Source organism: Nocardia sp. GP40, from assembly GCF_050434125.1.
GTDB lineage: Bacteria > Actinomycetota > Actinomycetes > Mycobacteriales > Mycobacteriaceae > Nocardia > Nocardia albiluteola.
In genome coordinates this window covers 95,346-119,023 of record NZ_JBNPVW010000022.1, presented here as the reverse complement: position 1 = coordinate 119,023, position 23,678 = coordinate 95,346, and the positions used below count along the sequence as shown (strand labels likewise).

At 65.5% G+C, this 23,678-nt stretch carries 18 protein-coding genes and 4 pseudogenes; 7 read left to right on the top strand and 15 right to left on the bottom strand.

The genetic code is table 11. The features are described 5' to 3' along the window. The 4 genes and pseudogenes from ABH933_RS41880 to ABH933_RS41865 form a co-directional block, all read right to left on the bottom strand. Positions 1 to 1,330 (bottom strand): cytochrome d ubiquinol oxidase subunit II (locus ABH933_RS41880; RefSeq protein ID WP_429427718.1); only part of this gene is annotated, 1,330 nt, incomplete at its 3' end. After that, positions 1,323 to 2,123 carry a cytochrome ubiquinol oxidase subunit I gene (locus ABH933_RS41875; RefSeq protein WP_429427720.1) on the bottom strand — a complete coding sequence of 267 codons (801 nt, stop codon included), beginning with the start codon at positions 2,121 to 2,123 and terminating at the stop codon, positions 1,323 to 1,325. The genes ABH933_RS41880 and ABH933_RS41875, both read right to left, overlap by 8 nt. Positions 2,124 to 2,181: 58 nt before the next feature. Further along, complete coding sequence (locus tag ABH933_RS41870; protein ID WP_429427896.1) at positions 2,182 to 2,559, bottom strand: DUF1275 family protein; 378 nt, start codon at positions 2,557 to 2,559, stop codon at positions 2,182 to 2,184. Between the two features lie 19 nt (positions 2,560 to 2,578). Further along, positions 2,579 to 2,770, bottom strand: a pseudogene (locus tag ABH933_RS41865) (DUF1275 family protein); the annotation flags it as partial. 424 nt (positions 2,771 to 3,194) lie between these two features. Between ABH933_RS41865 and ABH933_RS41860 the strand changes: the two are divergent. Further along, complete coding sequence (locus ABH933_RS41860) at positions 3,195 to 4,157, top strand: DUF5996 family protein (protein WP_429427722.1); 963 nt, start codon at positions 3,195 to 3,197, stop codon at positions 4,155 to 4,157. A 100-nt stretch (positions 4,158 to 4,257) separates the two neighbouring features. On the opposite strand, the pseudogene ABH933_RS41855 reads toward ABH933_RS41860, so the two are convergent. Then, a pseudogene (locus ABH933_RS41855) lies at positions 4,258 to 4,701 on the bottom strand (NAD(P)-dependent oxidoreductase); the annotation flags it as partial. Here ABH933_RS41855 and ABH933_RS41850 point away from each other — a divergent pair. Further along, positions 4,586 to 4,993 (top strand): annotated as a pseudogene (locus ABH933_RS41850) (hemerythrin domain-containing protein); the annotation flags it as partial. The pseudogenes ABH933_RS41855 and ABH933_RS41850 sit on opposite strands and share 116 nt — an antisense overlap. A gap of 335 nt (positions 4,994 to 5,328) precedes the next feature. Here ABH933_RS41850 and ABH933_RS41845 read toward each other — a convergent pair. Then, positions 5,329 to 7,710: an ATP-binding cassette domain-containing protein gene (locus ABH933_RS41845; RefSeq protein WP_429427724.1), complete on the bottom strand. Its 2,382-nt coding sequence runs from the start codon at positions 7,708 to 7,710 to the stop codon at positions 5,329 to 5,331. A 433-nt stretch (positions 7,711 to 8,143) separates the two neighbouring features. Here ABH933_RS41845 and ABH933_RS41840 point away from each other — a divergent pair, with 433 nt between their 5' ends. Continuing rightward, positions 8,144 to 9,106 (top strand): acyl-ACP desaturase, encoded by a 963-nt coding sequence (locus ABH933_RS41840; protein WP_429427726.1) that lies wholly within the window; start codon positions 8,144 to 8,146, stop codon positions 9,104 to 9,106. 165 nt (positions 9,107 to 9,271) lie between these two features. On the opposite strand, the gene ABH933_RS41835 is transcribed toward ABH933_RS41840, so the two are convergent. Next, positions 9,272 to 10,042 (bottom strand): AraC family transcriptional regulator, encoded by a 771-nt coding sequence (locus ABH933_RS41835; RefSeq protein WP_429427727.1) that lies wholly within the window; start codon positions 10,040 to 10,042, stop codon positions 9,272 to 9,274. Between the two features lie 101 nt (positions 10,043 to 10,143). On the opposite strand from ABH933_RS41835, the gene ABH933_RS41830 reads away from it, so the two are divergent. Further along, positions 10,144 to 11,070: an NADP-dependent oxidoreductase gene (locus ABH933_RS41830; RefSeq protein WP_429427729.1), complete on the top strand. Its 927-nt coding sequence runs from the start codon at positions 10,144 to 10,146 to the stop codon at positions 11,068 to 11,070. Between the two features lie 207 nt (positions 11,071 to 11,277). Here the strand turns inward: ABH933_RS41830 and ctaD are convergent, their stop codons facing one another. The 6 genes and pseudogenes from ctaD to ABH933_RS41800 all read right to left on the bottom strand — a co-directional run bounded on the left by ctaD (position 11,278) and on the right by ABH933_RS41800 (position 16,275). Continuing rightward, positions 11,278 to 13,011, bottom strand: coding sequence for an aa3-type cytochrome oxidase subunit I (gene ctaD / locus ABH933_RS41825; protein ID WP_429427731.1), 1,734 nt, complete (start codon positions 13,009 to 13,011; stop codon positions 11,278 to 11,280). A 458-nt stretch (positions 13,012 to 13,469) separates the two neighbouring features. Beyond that, positions 13,470 to 13,967, bottom strand: coding sequence for a hypothetical protein (locus ABH933_RS41820; protein ID WP_429427733.1), 498 nt, complete (start codon positions 13,965 to 13,967; stop codon positions 13,470 to 13,472). 71 nt (positions 13,968 to 14,038) lie between these two features. Beyond that, positions 14,039 to 14,251: pseudogene (locus ABH933_RS41815) on the bottom strand (IS481-like element ISMva2 family transposase); the annotation flags it as partial. Between the two features lie 35 nt (positions 14,252 to 14,286). After that, a complete protein-coding gene (locus ABH933_RS41810; protein ID WP_429427735.1) occupies positions 14,287 to 14,886 on the bottom strand; it encodes a cysteine hydrolase family protein in 600 nt (199 codons plus the stop codon). Positions 14,887 to 15,001: 115 nt separating this feature from the next. Beyond that, positions 15,002 to 15,505 (bottom strand): DoxX family protein, encoded by a 504-nt coding sequence (locus ABH933_RS41805; RefSeq protein ID WP_429427737.1) that lies wholly within the window; start codon positions 15,503 to 15,505, stop codon positions 15,002 to 15,004. Positions 15,506 to 15,519: 14 nt separating this feature from the next. Next, complete coding sequence (locus tag ABH933_RS41800; RefSeq protein ID WP_429427739.1) at positions 15,520 to 16,275, bottom strand: enoyl-CoA hydratase-related protein; 756 nt, start codon at positions 16,273 to 16,275, stop codon at positions 15,520 to 15,522. A 161-nt stretch (positions 16,276 to 16,436) separates the two neighbouring features. Here ABH933_RS41800 and ABH933_RS41795 point away from each other — a divergent pair, with 161 nt between their 5' ends. The 3 genes from ABH933_RS41795 to ABH933_RS41785 all read left to right on the top strand — a co-directional run bounded on the left by ABH933_RS41795 (position 16,437) and on the right by ABH933_RS41785 (position 20,344). Further along, positions 16,437 to 17,237 (top strand): enoyl-CoA hydratase/isomerase family protein, encoded by an 801-nt coding sequence (locus ABH933_RS41795; protein ID WP_429427741.1) that lies wholly within the window; start codon positions 16,437 to 16,439, stop codon positions 17,235 to 17,237. Between the two features lie 242 nt (positions 17,238 to 17,479). After that, positions 17,480 to 18,745, top strand: a complete 1,266-nt coding sequence (locus ABH933_RS41790) for an amidohydrolase family protein (RefSeq protein ID WP_429427742.1) — start codon at positions 17,480 to 17,482, stop codon at positions 18,743 to 18,745. Positions 18,746 to 18,910: 165 nt separating this feature from the next. After that, entirely contained in the window at positions 18,911 to 20,344 is a 1,434-nt protein-coding gene (locus tag ABH933_RS41785; protein WP_429427744.1) for an MFS transporter, read from the top strand. A 55-nt stretch (positions 20,345 to 20,399) separates the two neighbouring features. Here ABH933_RS41785 and ABH933_RS41780 read toward each other — a convergent pair whose 3' ends face one another. Both ABH933_RS41780 and ABH933_RS41775 read right to left on the bottom strand, forming a co-directional pair. Next, complete coding sequence (locus ABH933_RS41780) at positions 20,400 to 21,986, bottom strand: class I adenylate-forming enzyme family protein (protein ID WP_429427746.1); 1,587 nt, start codon at positions 21,984 to 21,986, stop codon at positions 20,400 to 20,402. Further along, complete coding sequence (locus tag ABH933_RS41775; protein WP_429427748.1) at positions 21,986 to 23,605, bottom strand: thiamine pyrophosphate-binding protein; 1,620 nt, start codon at positions 23,603 to 23,605, stop codon at positions 21,986 to 21,988. The genes ABH933_RS41780 and ABH933_RS41775 overlap by 1 nt, the downstream gene beginning before the upstream one ends. Positions 23,606 to 23,678: the final 73 nt, after the last annotated feature.

Sequence of the window (23,678 nt, the reverse complement as noted above, 5' to 3'; positions counted from 1 at the left end):
TACTGCTGGTGGGCAGCCGATTAGGGAGCTTCCCACCGGGTACCTGGGACTGATCCTGGCCGGGATCAAGCCCTACCACCAGTCTTAAGTAGCCGATGGGTGCGATCGACTCGCTCTCGCCACCGAAGATGTCCTGTGCCACGGCCAGCGCGCCGACACACAACACCACGTACCCGATCCGTCGGCCGATAACGATCGAAACTCGTTCCGGCGCAGCGGTTACCGAAATCACCGGCCCGACGGCCGCTGCGCCGAGATCGGCCGTTGCGGCGAGGCGCTCCTGCTGTTCCGCGTCCGTGTGCACCATCGGGTGCTCCCGCGGCACCGAGGTGACGACGAGCCCTTCCTCCCGCGGCGGCCGGTACTTCCCGCGGAACACCCACCACGCATAGATGTTGTAGGCGAGCACCGCCGGCATGCACAGACCGATGCCGACGAGCAGGAACACCTGCGAGCCGGTCGGGCTGGCGGCCGCGTGCAGGGACAGCTCGGGCGGCACCACCACCGGCACCGTCGCCGCGACCAGCGCGAGTAATCCGGCGACCTGTGCGCCCACAACGGCGACGAAAGGACGCTCGTCGGTCCGCCGGCCGAACCCGTACCACGCCACAGCGCCGCCGGCGGCCGCGACCGCCACGGCGACACCGAACAGCGCGGCGCGTATCGGCTGGTCGAATCGGAAGTGGTGCGGGTCGGCCACCTCGAGGCCGAAGCCGAGCACGAGGCACGCCGCGACCGCGACAGCGAGCAGCGGGCGGCCCAGGCGCGCCGCGCGGATCCTGGCCCTGCCCTCGGTTTTGACCTGTAGCCACGCCGCTCCGGCCACCAGGTACAACACCGGAACAGCGAGCGCCCACAGCACGCCGTACGGTGTAAGCCACTGCAGCGCAGTGCCATTGAATACGCCGCCGTGCTGCGGCAGGCCGCTGAGCACCGTGCCGGCCGTCAGCCCCTGGCAGATCGCGACGACGAGCGACGAGACTCCGAACAGCCGTCCCCAGCCGCGTTGATAGCCGGGGGCGGCGCTCTGTAACTCCAGCCCGAGCCCGCGCAAGACGAAGGCCAGCAACATCACGATCAGCGGCAGATAGACCCCGGGCAGCACCGTGGCATAAACGCCGGGCAGCGTGCCCCACAGCGTGACACCGGCCAGGATGATCCAGCTCTCGTTGGCATCCCAGGCGGTCGCGATCAGCTCCGTATATTCCTTGCGCCGGTTGTCGTCGCGATCGAACAGGGTCAGAATTCCGATCCCGAGGTCGTAGCCGTCGAGTACGACATAGGCGCCGACCGCGAACAGGATCAGTGCGTACGAAGCGTATTCAGCCATTGGTGACCTCCGGTGAGGCGCTGACGACCGAGGGGAGTTCGGCGGCGAACGAGGTGGGGGATGCATCGCCGGGAGAGTCCAGCGCCTCCGGGCCCGCCTTGACGGTCCGGACGATATATCTGATCCAGACCGTCGCTAGAACCGCATATACGGTGACGAATCCGGCCAGGCTCAACGCCGCCTCGGTGGTGGACAGGTGCGACACCGCATCGGCCGTGCGGATCTTGCCGTATACGACCCAGGGCTGCCGTCCGGTCTCCGCGGTGATCCAGCCTCCGGTGATCGCGACGATGCCCGCCGGCGTCATCCACACCAGCAGCCGGTGGTAGCGGCGAGCGGTGAACAGCCGTCCGCGCAGGCGCAGCACCAGACCGGCGAAGGCCATGACGAACATGGCCAGTGCGGTGAGGTACATCGCCCGGAAGCCGTAGAAGGCGCTCCACATGTTCGGGCGCTGATCCGGCGGCGTCTGTCGCAGGCCGGGAACATGTGCCTGCCCGGTCAGGTCCTTGCCGATCACCGCGCCGAGGTAGGGGATCTCGATCCGGAAGGCGTTGCCGCCCTGGCCTCCGTCCGGGATGACGACGAGGTTGTAACCGTTGTTGTCGGTCTTCCAATTGCCTTCGAAGGCTTCCAGTTTGGCCGGCTGGTGTACGCCCATGAAGACCGCGGTCTCGTCACCGGCATACAGCTGGATCGGCATCAGGATTGCCAGCACCCCGAGCGCGATCGAGACGGTCCGGCGTGCGAACGCGCCCGCGCGGTTCAGCTCCACGGTCGCGGGCGACGTCACGGGGCTCCTCTCGACTGGAAACGAACAGGGCTGCGGAGTGATCCAGGTCGGGGATGCGTCACGACCTGGCAGTCCAGCTTCGAGTGGAACGGGCTGCGAAGCGTCCGGAGACGACGATCGCGGCCAGAACGAACACCGCGGTCGCGAGCGTGGCCGGGCCGTGGCCGTGGACGACAAGTGCGGAGCCGATCGCCGCGCCGGCGAACATGGCGGCGATCGGAATCAGACGTCGGCCCAGCTTGCTGTTGGTTCCGCCCGCGGCCACGCTGTCGGCCGCAATGCCGGTGAGCGTGAGCGTTAGGACCGTGGTGGTCAGGTCGGGGACGGCCAGGGCGCGGGCAGTCGCATTCTGCAGACCCAAGCCCGTGCCGAGGAACGTGATGAGGATCGCCAGCGACCAGCCGCGGTAGGGCTGATCGGTCGCCAGCGTCGTGATCCACGCCGCCGCCGATCAGGAAGGCCGCCACCGCCAGCAGCAGTGCCCACCAGAGGAAGCCGGGCGCGTGTGCGGCGGCGAAGCCTGCGAAGACGACGTTTCCGGTCATGTTCGCGACCAGCACGTGCCCCAGCTCGAGGTAGCTGAACGCATCGACCAGTCCGGTGACCAAGGTCAGTCCGAGCAGCAGCGGCGGTAGCGGGCCGTGCATCTGCTCGCGCCCGGGCACGATCAGCCGGCCGGCGTCGATCAAATGCTGTCTCATACGCGGCTCCTGGGCGGGCTGTCGACCACTCCGGTCGATTCGGTCATGGCAGCACTGTGGCGTTACAGGAACGGCCGCGTCGGCGCCTCGCCAATTCTCGACTACGGCCAGCGAACTCCGCCCCTCCGAATGGGCCGAAAAAGCCTGAGATCAGGACATGCGGAGCCGGTCGGCGCCGACATCGCGGCGGTCGCCGGTGTCACCGCCGATGGATCGGGCAGGAGTGTCGATTCAGGTTTGCGGTGTCGTAGGCTCGGCCCGTACTTCGGCCAACTGCTCGGATTGGAGTGCCATGACAAATTTCGTAGCTCTGGTGCTCGGTGCTAGTGGGCGGACCTGAATCGAACCGAGGACGAAGGGAGTTACCGAGATGGCTGAGACGAATTCCACCACCGCGTGGCCGCAGTTGCGGGTGGCGGACTGGACGGATACTTGTGAGACCCTCCACATGTGGACGCAGGTGGTGGGCAAGATCCGGCTCGCGCACGCTCCGTTGTTGAACCACTGGTGGCAGGTGACCCTCTATGTCAGCCCGCGCGGGCTGACGACCTCGGCCATCCCCTACGGCGAACGGCTCTTCGATATCGAATTCGATTTCCTTGCACACCGATTGGTGATCCGCGCCGATAGCGGCTATACGCGCAGCGTGGCGCTCGCGCCGAAATCGGTGGCGCAGTTCTACGCCGAAACCATGCAAGCCCTGGTCGAATTGGGACTCGAGACCTGGATTCAGGCCCGCCCCAACGAAGTCGACCCGTCCATTCCCTTCGCCGAGGACACCCGGCACGCTTCCTACGATCCACAGTCCGCGCACGCGTTCTGGCGGCAGCTCGTGCATGCCAACCGCCTGCTCGACGAGTTCCGTTCCGGCTTTATTGGCAAATCCAGTCCGGTGCATTTCTATTGGGGTGCAATGGATCTGGCCTGTACTCGTTTCTCGGGAAGGACCGCGCCCGAACATGGCGGCGGTGCACCGCACTGTGCCGATTGGGTGATGGTGGAGGGGTATTCCCGCGAACTCAGCAGCTGCGGATTCTGGCCCGGCGGCGGTGCGGAAGGCGCGTTCTACGCGTACTCCTATCCCGAACCCGACGGCTACCGCGAACGTCGGCTGCATGTGCCCGGCGCGACCTACGATGCCGACCTGGGTGAATTCGTCCTACCCTATGAGACGGTGCGTACCGCGGAAGATCCGAACGCGCTGGTGACCGATTTCCTCCGCGAAACATATGAGGCCGCAGCCGAACTCGGCCATTGGGACCGAAACACGCTGGAATGCGATCCGCAGCGGTGGGCCCAGAAGCGAGCCGCGGCGCCCTGGTCCCTGCGCTGACCTCACAGGAACAGGATTTACGAACGATCGAGCTTCCCTCAGCGTGACCAGAGCGGCGATGGCGCTGGTGATCGGTGTTTCTTGGGCCTGCGTTGGTGACCTATTTGGCGTCGGTGACTACGGCGATCTGACGCATGAAGGTGTCTTCCACGGCGGAGTGGAGGAGGAAGTCGGCGACGTTTGTGCGGGAGGTTGACGGGTAGATCGGCAATTTCGTGACGTCTGCGAGCGCAACGGCGTTGTGGCGGGTGCTGTCACCGTTGTTCAATGCTCCGGGGTATTCGAGGGTCCATTTCAGATCGCTGGCCCTCGAGAGGACTTCCGATGCGGCTTTGTCTGCGTAGGTTTTCCGAAGCGCGGTTCGGAAAATGGGGCCGACGAGGAATGAGACCTTGGCGAGGGAGTCGCCGACTCCGAACGCAGACAGGATGACGAAACGGTCAACGCCTGATGTTTTCGCGGATGCGATGACTGCGCGGACGGTGTCGGTGATCAGCGTCGGGGTCTCGCGGGCGTTCTTCACTCCGAGCGTGCTGATGATCGCGTCGTGGCCTCGGGCTCATGCCCGGGAGATGCTGGACTTCCTGCACACGCACCACACCGGCGAGGACGAACTGCTCTTTCCCTTGCTGCGTAAGCGAACCACGCTCGACCCGGATCTGATGGACCGGATGGACGCACAGCACGCACAGGTCGACGACACCGTCACAGCCGTCAACGCGGAACTGCCGGGGTGGACAGCTACCGCGGACCCAGCCACCGGCGAGAAGATGGCCGCCCGCATCGAAGCCACGATGCCGACACTGATCGATCACCTGGCCGAGGAGGAGCAGAAGCTGCTCCCGGTCGTCTCGGTCACCCTGACGCAAAGCGAATGGGACGCACTCGGCAAGCACAGCATGAGCGCGATCCCGCTCACCCGGCGACTGGTCATCCTCGGCCACATCACCGAGGAAGCCGACGACGCGGAACGCCAGAGGTTCATGCAGGTGATACCCGCCCCAGCCCGTTTGGCCTACAAGCTGATCGGCGTCACAGCCCAAACCCATCTTCTCTCCAGCGAGTGGTGCGACCACCATGACCCTCACGGTGTCACCCGATGCTCATGCCAGAGGCCGACGAGCAGACCAGAGACCTGTTCTTCGAACTGCTCGTGCCGGTTGCCGACGCACTACCCGCCGACGAGGTGCGCGCGGAGGTACGGTGCAGTCCGGCCGGTGCGATCGGCCGCAACTCGATCGGGTGTGCCCTGTGCGACGATCCGGCCGCCGTCGGTACCGCCACCGGGCCCCAGATCGATGACGTAATCGGCCTGTGCGACGACCGTCAGGTCGTGCTCGACCACCACGACGGTGGCTCCGCCGTCGACCAGTGTGTTCAGCTGGGTGAGCAGGACATCGGTGTCGGCGGGATGCAGGCCGGTGGTGGGCTCGTCGAGCAGGTAGATCGTTCCGGCGCGGCGTACGCGCTGGAGTTCGGTGGCCAGTTTTACCCGTTGTGCTTCTCCGCCCGACAGTTCGGTGGCGGGTTGACCGAGTCGCAGGTAACCCAGGCCGACGTCGGCCAGGGTCCGCAGGGCGCGTGCCGCCGCGGGGACGTCACCGAGGAAGTCGAGGGCTCGGTCGACCGGCAGGTCCAGCACCTCGGCGATCGTGCTGTCCCGGTAGACGACCTCGAGCGTCTCGGCGTTGTATCGGGCGCCGTGACATTCGGGGCAGGGACTCTCGGTGCTGGGCAGGAAGAGCAGTTCGACGGTGATGTAGCCCTCGCCCTGGCAGGTGGGGCAGCGTCCGCCGGGGACGTTGAACGAGAACCGGCTCACGCCGTAGTCGCGTGCCCGCGCGATGTCGGTGCCGGCGAACAGTTTTCGCACGACGTCGAACAATCCGGTGTAGGTGGCGAGATTCGATCGTGGGGTGCGGCCGATCGGCTGCTGGTCGACGTCCACCACCCGGGTGACCGCCGGATCCTGTGGGGCGCCGGACGAAATCGCGTGCAACAGAGTGGATTTGCCGGACCCGGAGACGCCGGTGATCGCCGTGAAGACCCCGAGCGGGATGTCGACGTCGACCCCGGCCAGGTTGTGGCTCGTCACGTCGCGCAGCGGCAAGTTTCCGGTGGCCGTCCGCGACGGACGGCGCGGACGCGCGATGTCGCCGAACAGGTATGGGCGCGTGACGGATTCGGTCACCTCGCGCAGGCCGTCGACCGCACCGCTGTACAGCACCCGGCCGCCGTGCACGCCGGCGCCCGGTCCCACGTCGACCACCCAGTCGGCGGTGCGCACCACATCCAGGTCGTGCTCGACGAGGAAGACGCTGTTGCCGGACGTCTTCAGCCGGCCCAGCACGGTGGACAGCGCCGCGGTGTCCGCGGGATGCAGCCCCGCCGAGGGTTCGTCGAGAATGTAGACGACACCGAACAATCCGGACCGCAACTGCGTTCCGAGGCGCAGGCGCTGCAGCTCGCCCGCGGACAGGGTCGGGCTCTCCCGATCGACGCTCAGATAGCCGAGCCCGAGTTCGATCAGGACATCGATCCGGCTCGTCAGATCCTCGGTCAACACCGCGGCCGCCCCGGTGCCCTCCCGGTACGGGCGCAGGACCGCCGCCAGCTCGCGCAACGGCAGCGCCGCCAGTTCGATGATGTTGTACCCGGCGAAGGTCACCGCCAGCGCTTCCGGTTTCAAGCGCCGGCCGGCACACACCGGGCAGACCGTGGTGTGCAGGAACTCCGCGGCCCGCCGGCGGGTGGCCTCGCTCTTGGACTCCGCATAGGAACGAAGCAGTATCCGCCGGGCACTGGAGTAGGTCCCCTGGTAGGGCCGCTGGATCCGGTGGGCCTCCCGTTCGGGGTGCACGGTCACCACCGGCTGCTCGTCGGTGAACAGGATCCAATTCCGTTCCGCGGCAGGCAGATCCCGCCAGGGCCGGTCGATGTCGTAGCCCAGGGCGACCAGGATGTCGCGGAGGTTCTTGCCCTGCCACGCGCCGGGCCAGGACGCGACGGCTCCGTCTCGGATACTGCGCGACGGATCCGGGACCATCGACGATTCGGTCGCCTCGTGAACCACGCCCTGCCCGTGGCAGCGCGGGCACGCGCCCTCGATCGTGTTCGGCGAGAAGGCATCCGAATACAGCCGATTGGTGCCGGCCGGATAGTGGCCCGGACCCTCGCGGGCCGGTCCGGGCGGATAGTCGCCCTCGCGGGACATCAGCATCCGCAGCGAGTTCGAGATTGCGGTCACCGTGCCGACCGTCGATCGCGACGACGGTGCGGACCGCCGCTGCGCGAGCGCCACCGTCGGCGGCAAACCGGTGATGTCGTCCACCTCCGGAGCGGGTACCTGGTGGAGCAATCGACGGGCGTACGGTGCCACCGATTCCAGGTACCTCCGTTGCGATTCCGCGTACAGGGTGCCGAACGCGAGCGACGACTTGCCCGAACCTGAGACACCGGTGAAGGCCACCAGGGCATCTCGCGGGATCGCCACCTCGACATCGCGCAGGTTGTGCACTCGGGCACCGCGAACCCGGACGAATGAATCCACCATCACAGCACTCCGATCCGGTCGCGAGGTGGGTTCGGCATGGCACTGAACGCTGATGCTACCAACCGATGGTTGCCAAAATGTTGCCATGTGCCGTCGATCTGGAAGGGTACCGATGTCGGTCATCATCGGCGTGGACCCGCACAAGCGCTCGCTCACCATCGTCTACCAGCGGACGCTGCGCGGAGTTACCCCCCAACACGTTCCACGCCACCACCGGACAAAACGCCCACATCAGAAGGGCCGCGAGGCCGGTCGAGCTTATCCACCAGGGTGATCCGGACGCTATATACTCCCGACACCGTCGTCGGAATCACCTTGTCTGCGGCACCTGAACCGAGGCGGCGCGATCGACACCGGAAGTTCGGCCGGCTGCTCCCGGTAGCCGCATCCAGGAACGGCTGCAGTTGTTCTCACACACTATGGAGGGCGTTGCATGGCGACAGATTTGACGCAGCTCGAGCTTTTGACCGCATTGGAGCCGGTGGTCGGTGAGAATATCGACCGGCACCTGCTGATCGCCAAGGACTGGTATCCGCACGACTACGTGCCCTGGGATCAGGGCCGCAATTTCGCTGCGCTGGGCGGAACCGATTGGGACCCGGACCAATCCCGGCTGTCCGAGGTCGCGAAGATCGCGATGATCACCAATCTGCTCACCGAGGACAATTTGCCCTCCTACCACCGCACCATCGCCGAGAACTTCTCTACCGATGGTGCCTGGGGCACGTGGGTGGGCCGCTGGACCGCCGAAGAAAATCGGCACGCCATTGCCATGCGCGATTATCTGATCGTCACCCGCAGCGTCGATCCGATAGCACTCGAAAACGACCGGATGGTCCATCTGACCAGAGGCGTCCACGCACCCGAGGAGTTCGGCGGTGTGCTGGACCAGGTCGTGTACGTGACGTTTCAGGAGCTCGCGACCCGCGTCAGCCACCGCACCACCGGCGCCGTCTGCGCCGACCCGATCGCCGATCGCATGCTGGCACGCATCGCCGCGGACGAGAACCTGCACATGATCTTCTACCGCAACATCGCCGGAGCCGCGTTCGACCTGGCTCCCGACCAAACCATCGAAGCCATCACCAAGGTCGTGAAAAATTTCGCGATGCCCGGCAAAGGCATGCCGAACTGGCGCCGAAACGGCGTGCTGATGGTCAAACACGGCATCTATGATCTGCGTCAGCACCTCGATGAGGTCCTCCGGCCGGTGCTCAAGATCTGGAAGGTCTTCGAACGCAACGATTTCACCGCGCGCGGCGAGCAAAGCCGCGAAGAACTCGGTGCCTACCTCGACGAACTCGGACGCGACGTGATCCGGTTCGAAGAACAGCGCGACCGCCTTCTCGCCCGAGAAGCCGCCAAGTCGGAGAAGGCATTCCAGGCTGTCAGATAACCACAGCGCCACCGGATGAAGCGGATCGCAGCCACTTGCCCTGCCGGTGATCGCCGGCAGGGCAAGTGATTTCGGGCCTCTGGCCTCGATGCCGAAACCGACCCGGCGACATCGGCCCGGTGGCATACCAGATCACCTACGGATAACCCGCCACGTTGACGCTGGTCATGAGTTGCGCGCCGTAGCGCGGTAGTGACCGGGTGTCTGGCCGACGAGGTTGGTGAAGGCATCGATGAAGCTGCTCGGGTTCGCCCAGCCCAGTCGCACGGCGGTGTCGGTGACCGAGGTGCCCTCGGTGAGTTCGATCAGTGCCCGCTGAATACGCAGCAGCGTGCGCCACTGATGGAAGCTCATCGACAGTTCGCTGCCGAAAAGCCGGCTGAGGGTGCGTTCGCTCGAGCCGGTTCGGTGCCCCAGCTCCGCCAGCGTCGCCGGGCTGGCGGGGTCGGCGTGCAGCAGATCGGTCACGGCCTTGAGGCGAGTGTCGCGCGGCTCCGGAAGGCGCAGTGGTTCTTTCGGGGCGCGAGCGAGCTCCGTGACGACGACTTCGAGCAGCAGCCGGGCGCGGGGGCTGTCGGCGGGTTCGGTGTCGCTGACCATCGCCAGGTATGCCTCGCGCAGCAGCGCACTGGCCACGAATACCGACGGTTCCGGCGGCAGTCGCTCGGCCAGCGCCGCCGGAACCCCGAGCACTCGGACATCGGTCTCGCCGTACGAGCGACTGCTGTGTACATAGAAAGGTGGCACCCAGGTAATGCGGTTCGCCGGCGCCACCCAGGTGCCGACCTCGGTCGCGGTCACCAGCGCTCCGGAAACGGCATACCTGAGCTGCCCGAAGTCATGGAAGTGCGCGGCGACGTTCTCGCCGTGGGCCAGGAGTTCGCAGACCGACGAATCGTCGGTCCAGAACACCGGCTGGGGGACAAGTTCGGTCATCGGCACCTACTTTAGGCGGCGGTCGGAACGCTGGCGGGTTATCGGGATTTTCTGGCGTGACACCGGTGGTACGCCTGTCTTCTGTCGTTCATCGTTGAATTATGCGAGCAATCACCCAACGCACACTCGGGGGCCCGGAGGTCCTCACCCTCGCGGAAGCGCCCGCGCCCCGCCCCCTGCCGACCGAAGTCCTCGTCCGGGTCGAGGCGATCGGGCTGAACCCACTCGAACCGCGCCTGCGCGCCGGTGAATTCCCGCTACTCGGCCGGCCGCCGTTCATCCTCGGCTGGGATATCAGCGGTGTGGTCGAGACGGCGCAGACGTGGCGCTTGCGGCCCGGCGACGAGGTGTTCGGGATGCCGCTGTTCCCGCGAGCCGCCAATGCGTACGCCGAACTCGTGGCAGCGCCGGCCCTGCACCTGGTGCGCAAACCGGCATCGCTCTCGCACGTCGAGGCGGCGGCGTTGCCGATCGTCGGGCTGACCGCGTGGCAGGGCCTGGTCGACCTCGGCGGCGTGCGCGAAGGCACCCGCGTCCTGATCCACGCCGGTGGTGGCGGGGTCGGTCACGTAGCGATCCAGATCGCGAAATCACTTGGCGCGCATGTGATCACAACCGCAAGCGAGAGCAAACGGGAGTTCGTCGAGGAACTCGGCGCCGACGAGGTCATCGATTACACCGCGGTCGACTTCACCGAAGTCGTCAGCGACATCGAGGTGGTGCTCGACACGCTCGGCGGCGATACCGCCGCGCGCTCGCTCGAAGTGCTCCGCCCCGGGGGCCACCTCGTGACCGCGGTCGCCGACGAGGATGCGGAGCTCATCGCGAAGTTCGAGGCGGCCGGCAAGCATTTCAGCGGCATCGCGGTCGACCCCGATCCGGTCGCCCTGCGAGGACTCGTCGACCTCGTCGAACAGGGCAAGCTCCGGGTCCACGTGCAGGCGACCTTCCCGTTCGAGCAGATCGCCGACGCACACCGGCTGATCGAGAGCGGCCATCTCCAGGGCAAGGTCGTCCTCACCGTCTGATCCCCTCATGGGACCTCACGCGAACGGGGATATGGCTGGGGCGGTGCTGGACTCGGCGAGGTGACCTCGAGACTGCCCAACGAGTGCCGCGCAGCCAATCCGGAGATGTTTGTGCCGGCAGTTCTCCCGGAAGGGGCGGCTGATCCCTACCGCGCGGCTCGAGCCAGCTTCAGATTCCGGGGCTATGACGGCCAGGCTCGTATCGGTTCAGGTATCGCTCTCGGCCAGTTCCTGGTTGTGGTTGCCCGTACCCCAGCCTATGTGTGCCTCGGCACGCATTCGCTCGACCATGTGCGGGTAGTGCAACTCGAACGCGGGACGCTCGGAGCGGATCCGCGGCAGTTCGTAGAAATTGTGCCGCGGCGGCGGGCAGGATGTGGCCCATTCCAGCGAGTTGCCGTAACCCCACGGGTCGTCCACGGTGACGACCTCACCGTAGCGGTAGCTCTTGAAGACGTTCCACAGGAATGGCAGCAACGACGCGCCGAGGATGAACGCACCGATCGTGGAGACCGTATTCAGCGCGGTGAAACCGTCGCCGGGCAGGTAGTCGGCGTAGCGGCGCGGCATGCCCTCGGCGCCGAGCCAGTGCTGTACCAGGAAGGTGGTGTGGAAACCGACCAACGTCGTCCAGAAGTGCCACCTGGCCAGCCGCTCGTCCAGCATTCGTCCGGTCATCTTCGGGAACCAGAAGTAGATGCCCGCGTAGGTGGAGAACACGATGGTGCCGAACAGTACGTAGTGGAAGTGCGCAACAACGAAGTAGGTGTCGGTGATGTGGAAGTCCAGCGGCGGGCTGGCCAGGATGACACCCGACAGACCACCGAACAGGAACGTCACCAGGAAGCCGATCGAAAACAGCATCGGTGACTCGAAGGTCAGCTGACCCTGCCACATGGTGCCGATCCAGTTGAAGAACTTGATCCCTGTCGGCACCGCGATGAGGTACGACATAAACGAGAAGAACGGCAGCAGCACCGCTCCGGTGGCATACATATGGTGCGCCCACACCGCCATCGACAACACCCCGATAGCCAGCGTTGCATATACCAGGGTGGTGTAACCGAATATGGGCTTACGCGAGAACACCGGGAAGATTTCGGACACGACGCCGAAGAACGGTAGCGCGATGATATAGACCTCGGGGTGGCCGAAGAACCAGAACAGGTGCTGCCACAACAACACGCCGCCAGTGGCCGGGTCGTAGATGTGCCCACCCAGATGCCGATCCACGGCCAACCCCATCAACGCCGCGGTCAGCAGGGGGAACGCCAGCAGGATCAGCAAGCTTGTCACCAGGATGTTCCAGGTGAAGATCGGCATCCGGAACATCGTCATGCCCGGTGCGCGTAGGCAGACGACAGTGGTCACCATGTTGACCGAGGCGAGGATAGTGCCCAGACCGGAGACAGCCATACCCATGACCCACAGGTCGGCGCCGATGCTGGGCGAGTGGATCATGGCGGTCAGCGGCGAATACGCTGTCCAGCCGAAGTCGGCTGCGCCACTGGGGGTGACGAAGCCCGCGGTCGCCATGGACGCGCCGAACAGGTACAGCCAGTAGCTGAATGCGTTCAGGCGTGGGAACGCTACATCGGGGGCGCCGATCTGCAGCGGCAGGATGAAATTGGCGAAGCCGAACACGATCGGCGTCGCATAGAACAGCAACATGATCGTGCCGTGCATGGTGAACAACTGGTTGAACTGTTCCGTCGACAGGAACTGCAGACCCGGCCTGGCCAGCTCGGCACGCATCAGCAGCGCCATCAGGCCGCCGACCAAGAAGAACGTCATCGACGTGACCAGGTACATGACGCCGAGCACCTTGGGGTCGGTGGTCGTCACCATCTTCCAGATGTAGGAGCCCTTCGGGCCCAAGCGTCGCGGGTAGGGGCGCACGGCCTCTACCTGGGGTATGGGTTGGGGCGCTACATCAGTCATCGATCCTCCTGAATGGCATCTCGACCTGAAGGCCATCCCATAGCTTATGGGCAGCAAATCAATTTTCAGTCATTATGCAGTGCTATCTGCGAAATATTGCTAAAATATGTGCTATTGGCTATCGGTCAGCGACCGACGGGATGGGCAAGTCGGGGTGCCGTTGACCGAACCACCGACCCGAGCCTATGGGAGGCGTGGCCCTTGCTCGATCGACTCACTCGTGCCGGAGGCAGCCCGCGCCGCGAAGGTCGGCGTTCCATCGATGATCCCGTGGCACCTCCAATTACCGACCGCTGAGCCGGGACTGTAGGCAGCCGGTCACTGCTTACCGACGAAGTGCGACGGTCTCAACGTACGCACATGCCTGCGGGTTCAGGCGGTCATCGCAACACTTCGTTGAGTGCTTATGACGGGTGATCCAGGTGCCAGCCGCACTTCGATCGGCACCTGAGGTCACTTCACTTGACCTGCGTCGGAAACTTCCCGACCCTGCGACCCTGGTTCCGCCGCGCGCCGTTCGTCCCAAACCCGGCCGGGCACGTCAACTCGACACCGATCAGGTCCGGGAACTCATCGCTGGATATAAGAGTGGGGAGACGGTGTACCAGTTGGGTGCCCGGTTCGGTATCGAGCGGCGGACGGTCAGCGAGATCCTTCGTCGGCATGAGGTTCCGATGCGTCGCCGGGGCTTGTCCCCCGAGCAGATCGATGACGCCATCCATCTGTACAACCTCGGCTGGTCCCTCGCCCGCGTCGGCCAGCACCTGGGTGTCGACCCCACCACCGTGCTGGCCGAACTCCGCCAACGCGGCATCCCTACGCGTGATGCTCACGGACGGCCACGCGCATGAACGCAGCAGCATCGACACACACGAACGGATGTCGCAGGTTCGCGCCCCGGCGACTTCCTCGACATGACGAAGGACCGCCAAGCGCTGACGCACCTCGCGGTCCATGACAGGCTCACTCAATCGAATCTCCTTACGGTTCAGGGGATCCGAGTGTCAAGCATCTCCGTCGGCTTTATAATTTTCCCTGTTGTTGTTGTCGGCGAGCGTCGTTTGGTCAGGCGTTGCCCGATGCCGTTCTCGCGGCAGACCCGCTCGAACAGCGCCTCGGCCGGGAACGGGCGGGTGAATCGGCCGGTGAACTGTTTCCCGTTGTCGGTCAACACTTCCGAGGGCACCCCGTAGCGGCACATAGCGGCGGTGAATGCTTCGACCACCGCGCGGCTTGTGGGCCTCACGGCCGCGTGCACACCGCCGTTGCCCGTTGTCATCGGGCGCCTGCCTCAGTCAGCAGGACGGACAACAGTTCACCGGTCGTGGCCAGGTCGGCCTGCTTGGGAAAGATCTTCTCGACGAGGAAGTCGTGGACTGCGTTGTCCGGGTCGGCGCACCCATCCGAGAGGACGATCACGCGGTAATCGAGGTCGTGTGCCTCGCGCACTGTCGTGAGCACGACGCCACTGGTGTGGACACCCGCTAGGACCAGTGTTGTGATGCCGAGGTTGGTCAGCTGCTCATGGAGATCGGTGGTCGAGAATGCACTCACCCGGGACTTGCGCACCACGATGTCGCCATCCCGGACCCCGAGCCCCTCGTGCAGGGCGGTAGTGGGAGAGTCCGCGTCCATGTTCGGGCGACTTTCTTTGACGCGGTCGCCCATGATGTGTCCCTCGGGGAAGCCCGCGTAGTCGGCGTCGTTGAACGCCACGCGCACGTATCCCACTCGGCCACCGCTCTCGCGAACCGCATCGGCCGTGGCAGCGGCCGACGAAACAAGAGGCGTCGGGTCATCCAGAAACCCCAGGGTGACTGGCTGGTAGTCCATCACCAGCAGAGCGGTCTTCGAGGGATCCAGGTTCAATGCCATGGTGCCGGGCATCCTTTACTTTTCTGGTGTCCGGCACAGCGCCGAACAGCGTTGATGGTTTTCGGTCGGTTCGGTTGGCGATCGGGCGTCGCTCGATCTCGCACCGGCTCACCTTCTACTCGGCCGCAGCCGGGGCGGGCCGGTAGAACAGCGCCAGCAAGCCCGCAGTTGCGAGCGCACCTGCGATCAGTGCGACGGCACCTCCAGGCCAGCCGGAGATTTCGATACCGAACAGGTGGTCCAAGGAGAGCCATCCGGGGCCGAGCAGCGCTAGTCCGATGGTGGAGATGGCGAGCACGAGGACGTATTCATAGCCGTCTTTGAATACGAAGAACCCGTTGGTGCGATGAGCGAGTAGCCCGGCCACGAGCATCACGGACACAACCGCAGCGGCCGCGAAGGGGGTGAGGAGGCCGAGTGCCAGCAGTACGCCCGCACCGATTTCGGTGATTACGCTCAACCATGCCTGGAGGACGCCGTTGCGGAGCCCGAGACTGCTGAACCAGCCTGCGGTACCGGCGATCTTGCCGCCCCCGATCCAGTGGTTGATCCCGTGCGCGATCATCGTGGTCCCGATGGTGATGCGAAGAAGTGCGGTGACGAGGTCGTTGACTTCCATTGCTCTCCCCAGCCCTATCGCTTGTCGACGAATCGCGAGATGGCCTCTGCCGAGTTCGGATAGGTGGACAGGTGCCGGGTGTAGTCCTGCTCCGTGCGATACGCCGTTTCGAGCGGCAGCGTGTCGGTGCGGACCACCGAGGCTTTCGCCATCCGGACCGCGACCGGGTCCTTCGCGGCGATCACGGTGGCGAGCGCATGGGCCCGCGGCAGCAACTCCGCAGGTTCGACGACCGCTTCGACGGCGCCGAGGCGGTACATCTCCTCGGCCGGTACCCGCTGGCCGGTGTAGAACATCCACCGTGCTTTGGCGGGACCGACCATCCACTGTGCAAAGGAGGCAGCGCCCAGGACGCCGACGTCGATCTCGGTCAGCGCGAAGGTGGCGGACTGCACCGCCAGCGCGATGTCGCTCACCGCGGCTAGGGCCACCCCGGCGCCGACCGCCGCGCCGTTGACCGCGCAGACCACTGGCACCGCGCAATGCCGCACCGCGAAGAACGCCTCCCGTGCCAGGTGCATCGGGTCGCCGACGTTTGCCGGTTTGGCCTCGGATCGTTCGACACGCAGGTCGTGAATATCGCGTCCGCCGCAGAAAACGCGGTCTCCCGCCCCGGTGAGCACGGCGACGGAGATGTCGTCACGGTCGCGGAACGAATCGAAGACCTGCCTGATCTCCCGATAGGTCTCGCGAGACAGCGCGTTCACCGGCGGTCGGTCGATGACCACCGTCGCGATTCGGTCCTGCGTGGTCACTGTCAGCCCGGACATGTCTACCCCTGTCTGCATGGTGATTCGAGTCGGCTTGCCCGCCTGGCTGGAACGTATCCCGATCAACATGCAACTGTCAACACCGTTGTTGACTGACGCTGTGGTGTCCGATGTAATTCCCCGGTACGACGCGAACCGACGAACCGGGAGAGTGGCCTTCGATGACCGACCAGACGAACGATGACGAACTGATCGTCGAGACGCGGGGTGCGGTCCGCATTCTGCGTCTCAACCGACCGCAACAGTTGGGTGCATTCACCTGGAAGATGCTCGATCACTGGGTGGCGGCCCTGGTTGACGCGCAATGTGACCGGGCAGTGCGTGCTGTACTCCTCACCGGAACCGGCCGCGGATTCTGCTCGGGTGTGGATCTCGACGAATTCACCGCGGCGGGGGACAGTCCGATCGACCGGAAACGTGTGCTCACCGACCGAGTGCACCGGGTCGCGCGTGCGGTGGAGGACCTGGACAAACCGCTGATCTGCGCGGTCAACGGCCTCGCGGTCGGAGCCGGGATGGATATGGCTCTTATGTGCGATATCCGGCTGGCCGCCCGGAGTGCGACCTTCTGTGAGGGGTACATCAAGATCGGCCTGGTTCCCGGGGACGGCGGCGCCTATTTCCTGCCCAGGCTGGTAGGTACCGCGCGGGCCCTGGAACTGCTGTGGACCGGGCAGACGATCTCCGCTGACGACGCACTGGCCATGGGCATCGTGAATCACGTCCACTCGGACGACGAATTATTCACGCGCGCAATGGAATTGGCCGATAGGATCGCTTGCCGATCGCCCATCGCCGTGTCGATGATCAAGCGGAGTGTGTACCAGTCGCAGCGACTGGACCTGCGTACGAGCCTGGATCTGATCTCGTCGCATATGGGAATCGTCCAGTCGACGTTCGATCAGCAGGAGGCGATGCGGGCGTTTCGTGAGCACCGCACGCCGGAGTTCCGCGATCGATGATCGGCCGGTTTCTCGGGCGCCGGTCGATCGTGTCCCGCCCCAGCCGAATCTCGTCGCCATTTTTCAACAGTCATGTTGCATAACTGGTTACGGCCGTCTAGAGTTGCGGTCATGACGGGCAGCTCCCATGTCCGTTTCAGCGGTTGGGCCGATGGCAGGCCCGACGTTCGCATATGCCGAACCGACCTGACCTGACCTTGTTTCGGGTCGGTGCCGGCAGTTCACTGAGAGGACGACCAACGGTGACTGTTGAATCAACGAGACTGTTCGACGATGTTGATGAATCGATGCGGGGTATCAAGATCATCGACGTTGATACGCACCTCACCGAGCCCGCGGACATATGGACTTCGCGCGCTCCGGAACGTCTGCGCAAGCGGGTACCACACGTCGTGCTGGCCAAGGACCTGACCGACGGCATGCGTGCGCAGGTCGCGAAGCTGGGGACCACCGGGCCGACCGACGGCGCGCCGATGTGGGTGGTGGACGAGACCCAGGTGCTCGGTCCCGCCGGCGCGGGCAGCGTCATCAACCGCAACAACGAGAAAGTCAAGGGCAGCGTCTTCCTGCAGTGGCCGCTGGACGAATCCTCGCTTGCCGCATCCTATGTCGAGCCGCGCGTGGCGATGATGGACCAGCTCGGGATCAGCGCGCAGATCGTGTTCCCGAACGTCGTCGGCTTCGGCGGCCAGAACTTCTTCCGCATCAGCGACCACGACCTGCGCATGGATATCGTTCGCATCTGGAACGACGCGATGGCGGACATGCAGAAGGAGTCCGGCGGTCGCCTGTTCGGGATGGCTCTGCTGCCCTGGTGGGACATCGACAAGACCGTCGCGGAGATCAAGCGCGTCGCCGAGCTCGGGCTCAAGGGCATCATCACCAACGCCGACCCGCAGAACCAGGGGATGCCGGATCTGGCCGAATCGTTCTGGGACCCGATGTGGCAGCACCTGCAGGACCTGGATCTGCCGGTCAACTTCCACTGCGGCGCCAGCGCCACCCAGCGCACCTACAACGGTGGCTCACCGTGGCCGTCGATGACCCAGAACAGCAAACTCGCCGTCGGCTCCGCGATGCTGCAGATGGGCAACGCCCGCCTCGTCGCGAACATGATCCTGTCCGGCGTATGCGAGCGCTTCCCCCGGCTGAAGGCGGTGTCGGTGGAAAGCGGCATCGGCTGGTTGCCGTTCATGCTCGAGGCGCTGGACTACCACGCCGATGAAAATGCCGCCGACGGCCTGACCCTGAAGCCGTCGGAATACTTCCGGCGACAGATGTACGCGTGCTTCTGGTTCGAGAACGGCCCGAGCCTGATCGATTCGATCGAGCGGCTGGGCGTGGACAACTGCATGTTCGAAACCGATTTCCCGCACCCGACATGCCTGTTCCCCGAGCCGCTTCGCAGCGCGGTGCCGACGTTCAAAGATGCCGGCGAATCGCTCCGCCGGAAGGTGTTCAGCGAGAACGCCGCACACGTATACAACCTCGATCTCGCTGCGCTGTAAGGGAGCTCGATACCACAAACCGACAATGCCGGCCCGGTGAGACACCCCTGCCGCCGGCGCACGATAAAAGCCCTTCGCCCCGGATCACAGTGCCCACGAGGCACCGGTCCGGGGCGAAGGCTTTCCGGACACAGGTACTCACCTGTGCAGCATGAGGAGTCAGCCTTGAGCACAGCACCCGAAAGCGGTGGGGAAGTAGCAGTTTCCTCGCGCCGGGACACCGGCGAGCGGGCATTCGGTCCGCGTTTCGCAACCCCCTTGTTCATCGGTGCCGCATTGAATCCCATCAACAGCTCACTGATCGCGACCGCCTTGGTACCCATCGCGCTCGCACTGCATGTCAGTGCTGGGCGGACCACCGTTCTGATCTCGAGTCTGTACCTGACCAGCGCCATCGCGCAGCCCATCTGCGGCCGCCTGTCGGAGATCTTCGGTCCGCGCCGCGTATTCCTGGCCGGCATCGCGATCGTGCTCGCCGCGGGCATCATCGGCGGTCTGGCGCAGAATATGCCGACCCTGGTGGTGACCAGAGTGCTCATCGGCCTCGGCACGTCGGCGGGCTATCCCTCGGCGATGCTGCTGATTCGACGCCGCGCCGCCACGGTGGGATTGCGTCAGCCGCCCGGTCGCATGATCGCCGGGATGACCACCACCAGCGCGGCCACCCTGGCGATCGGTCCGACGGTGGGCGGCGCGCTGGTCGCGTGGTTCAATTGGCGAGCGGTATTCTGGGTCAACATTCCGGTGGCCGTGATCGCATTCGTCATGGCGCTGTTGTGGATTGCCAAGGACAGCGACCACATCCGGGGGCACTCGATCAGGAGTCTGATCGCTCAGGTCGATCTTGCGGGCGTGCTGGTCTTCGGCGGCACGATCACCGCCCTGCTGGTCTTCCTCATGGACCTGCCCCGCCTCGACTGGGTGGCGCTGGGCATCACCGTGGTCGCCGCCGGGGTTCTCGTCGCGGTCGAATTGCAGGTCCCTGAACCATTTTTCGACCTTCGGCTACTGGTCACCAGGCTGCCCCTCACCCGCACCTATGTGCGGTATTGCCTGACGCTGCTCGGGATATACGTTGTACTGTACGGACTTACGCAATGGCTCGAGGTCGGCCACCGTATGTCGGCCTATGCGGCCGGACTGGTGCTCATCCCGATGGGCCTGCTGTCGGCGGTGACCGGTCGCATGGCGGGCCGCTATCGCAGGCTGCTGCCGTCGTTGATCGTCTCGTCCGTCGCGCTGTTGCTCGGCGCGATCGGAACGTTCTTCCTCACCAGCCAGAGTCCGATGTGGCTGATCGTGGTCGTCACCGCGGTATTCGGTCTGGTCGCCGGATTCGGCAACGTCACGAACCAGACCGTGCTGTACAAGGAGGCGCCGGCCGAAAAGGTCGGCACGGCCTCGGGCCTGTTGCGCACGTTCGGTTACGTCGGTTCGATTGCGGCAGCGACGATTTCCGGTATCGCATTCCACACCCGGGTCGACGATTCCGGGCTGCATCTGGTTGCCGCCATCCTGATCGGGGTCGGGATCGTGGTGTTGCTCATGACGGTTCTCGATCGGCAACTCGCGGAATCCGATCGGCAATCACCGGCGTGAAAACCTCTCGGGGGCGGCGACTTTCGTCGCCGCCCCTGAGGGGAGTCCTATTCGGTCATGCATTCCCGGCGGTGAGAGTGTCGCGCAGCCGGAACTTCTGCACTTTTCCACTCGGGTTCGTCGGAAGTTCGCTGACTATGTGAATCCGGCGGGGCACCTTGAACGACGCGAGTAGGCCCGTCACATGCGTCAGCAGTTCCGGTTCGGTCGCGGCGGCCTCCGCTCGCACGTGCACCCAGGCGTGGCCGACCTCGCCGAGTCGTTCGTCGGGCACGCCCAGTGCCGCCGCGCGCAGTACGTCCGGATGGGACTGGATCGCCGCCTCGACCTCGACCGGATCGACGAGTTCCCCGCCCACCCGGTAACCATCGCCCTGCCGCCCGATGAACGTGATGTTGCCGGCGGCGTCCATCGACGCGAGATCGCCCGTGCGGAACCATCCTTCGTCGTCGAAGGCGGCGGCGGTGGCTTCGGGCAGGTCGTGATACTTCCACAGGATCGACGGCCCGCGCATCAGCAGTGCACCCGATTCACCGTGGGGGACCGGCAGTCCCGTGGTGTCGTCGACGACCTTGGCCGCCATGCCCGCCAGTGGGCGCCCCACGGTCCCCACGGCGATCTCCGGCGGATCGTCCAACCCCGCGACCATTACCAGTGCGGCGGTCTCGGTCATACCGTAGGGATTGAGGCACTTCACCCCGGTCTTGTCGTGTACCTTCCGGCAGAGGTCGGGCGCCAGCGATGTGAAGGCGAAACGCACCCCGCTGAAGTCGATGTCGTCGATGAGCGGGTTGTTGAGCTGGTCGATGTACGTCGTCGGGATGCCGTAGATGATCGTCGCCTTCTCGTCGCGGATCAGCCGCAGCGAGGTGGTCGCGTCGAACCGGGCCATCAGCACGGTGCGCGCCCCGGCGAGGGACAGCATGACCAGGCCGGCGACCAGGGCCAAAATGTGGAACAACGGCAGATAGAGGACGGCGACGTCGGTTTCGCACATCTCGAGGTGGTCCACTCCGGCGAACAGCGTGGCGACGAAGCTGTGCGTGTGTACGGCGCCCTTGGGCCGGCCGGTCGTGCCCGAGGTGTACAGCATGATCGCGGGATCGGTCACGTCGACGGAGGGGAGCTGGACCTCGTGCTCGGTGAGTCGCGTCAGCTGGGCCCACGAGGTGATGTCCGCATCGCCGGCGTGGTCGACCCCGACCAGCCGCAGGTGATCGCCGACCCCGGTCCGCAGTTGCCGAGCCTCGGCGAGGTAGTCGCGGTTCCGGTAGGCCGAGCAGGCGATCAGCAGCGATGCGCCGGACTGGGCGACCTGGTACTCGATCTCCTTGGCGGACAGCGCCGTGTTCAGCGCTACGACGGTCGCGCCGGCGTAGATCGCACCGAAGAAGGCGACGACCCACTCCAGGCTGTTCGGCAGCCATATGGCCACCCGATCGCCCTTGCGGATCCCGATCCGGGCGAACCCGCCCGCCGCGTCGCGCGCTCGCCTGCGCAGCTCCGAGTACGTACAGCGGCGCTCGCCGTCGACGAGGGCGACCCGCTCGCCCCACTGCGCGGCCGCGTATTCCAGGACGTCGGCGAGTGTCCACGCCGTCACGTCGGCACGCGTGACGGTCGCGTTGTCGGGTGTGATCATCAGTGCGGAACCTCCGGGATATCGGCCACTCCGATACGGACATCGATCACCACGGGCCGGGTGGGCGATCGGAAAGCCGCGAGGGCGGCGGGAACATCGGCCACCGTGTCGACCGTCAGCCCATCGGCGCCCAGCGCCCGGGCTACTTCGGCGAAGTCCGGCCAATCGAACAGCGACAGGCTCGGGTCGAGGCCTCTGCTCACGAACTGGTCGTATTCGGCGCCGTAACTGCTGTCGTTGCAGATGACCACGATCAGTGGCAGCCCGGCGCGGATGGCCGAGTGCAGTTCGGCCATGCCGTTCATCATGAACCCGCCGTCACCGGTCACCAGGACGGCGGGCTCATCGCGGGCGGCCGCCGCCGCGCCGATCGCCGCGCCCATGCCCAGGCCGACGACACCGAAGTCCGTGGTCAGCACCTGGCTTCGGTAGTCGGTGCCCCAGATGTATTTGTAGGCCTCGCCCTCGAAACGGCCGCCGTCATACACCACGGTCCGGTTGCGCGGCAGCGCCCGGTTCATCGCGCTCAGCACTCCGGCGAGGGTGACCCGCTGTCCCAGCGCGGTGTCCCATATGAGGTCGGCCTGCTCGACGCCCGCCGTCACCCGGTCACGGAAGCCGGTCGGCGGTACGCCGGCCGCGTCCAGGGCCTCGATGAACTGCTGTGCGACGACGGCCGCGTCACCGAGGACGGTGGCGGTCACGGGCACCTCGCGACGGAAGCCGGCCTCGTTGGTGTCGATGTGTACCACTCGCTTGCCGGCGATCAGCGAGTTGCGCACGGTGGTCCAGGTGTTCAGGCTCGCGCCGAACGCGATGATGCAGTCGCTCTCACCGATCGCCCGCATACCCGGCTCGGTCGACACCGTCCCGCAGACGCCGACGCAGCCCTCAGCCGCGCTGTAGAGGTTGCGCGCGCGCAGTGTGGTGGCGATCGGTGCACCGATCCGCTCGGCGAACGCGAGCACGGCCTGACGCTGCTCCTTGCCGATCACGCCGTGGCCCGCCAGCACGAGAGGTCGACGGGCCGAGGCGATGACGCTGAGAGCCTCGTCGGGCACATCCTCGGATATCTCTAGGTTTTTCTCGGGACCGGACCACGGGTCCTCATCGTCGGCGGCTGAGCCGACCTCGTGCCATTGGTATTCCGTCGGGCAGTTCAGGACGTACGGCCGGGATTCCGCCATCGCGCGCCGTGCGGCCAGGCGGACCGCCGAGCGCACCTCGTCGGGCGCGGTGACCAGCACGTAGCCGGCGCCGGTCGCGCGGACGAGGGGTTCCTGGTCGAACGTCTGCCGGTTGAGCCGATTGCTGGGTGCGGTGTCGCCGGTGATCAGCAGCACCGGCGAGCTCGACCGCACGCAGTCGGTCAACGCCGTCGCGGTATTCGTCAGGCCCGGCCCTTGCGTCACCGTGGCGACGCCCAGGCGCGCCCCACGGCAGGCGTAGCCGTGCGCCATCATGACCGAACTCGCCTCGTGGACCGCGGAAACATAGGTGCCGTGCTGCTTTTCGACAAATGCGTTGACCATGAACATATTGGCGTCGCCGATCAGGCCGAACATGGTGTCGGCCCCCGCCGCGCCGACTTCCTGGGCAATTACCTCGTGTACGAACATCAATCCATCCCTGCTTGGCGAGCGACTACGTGTACAACCACAATTTCTCTCCGGAAAGCGCTGATGACCGGTG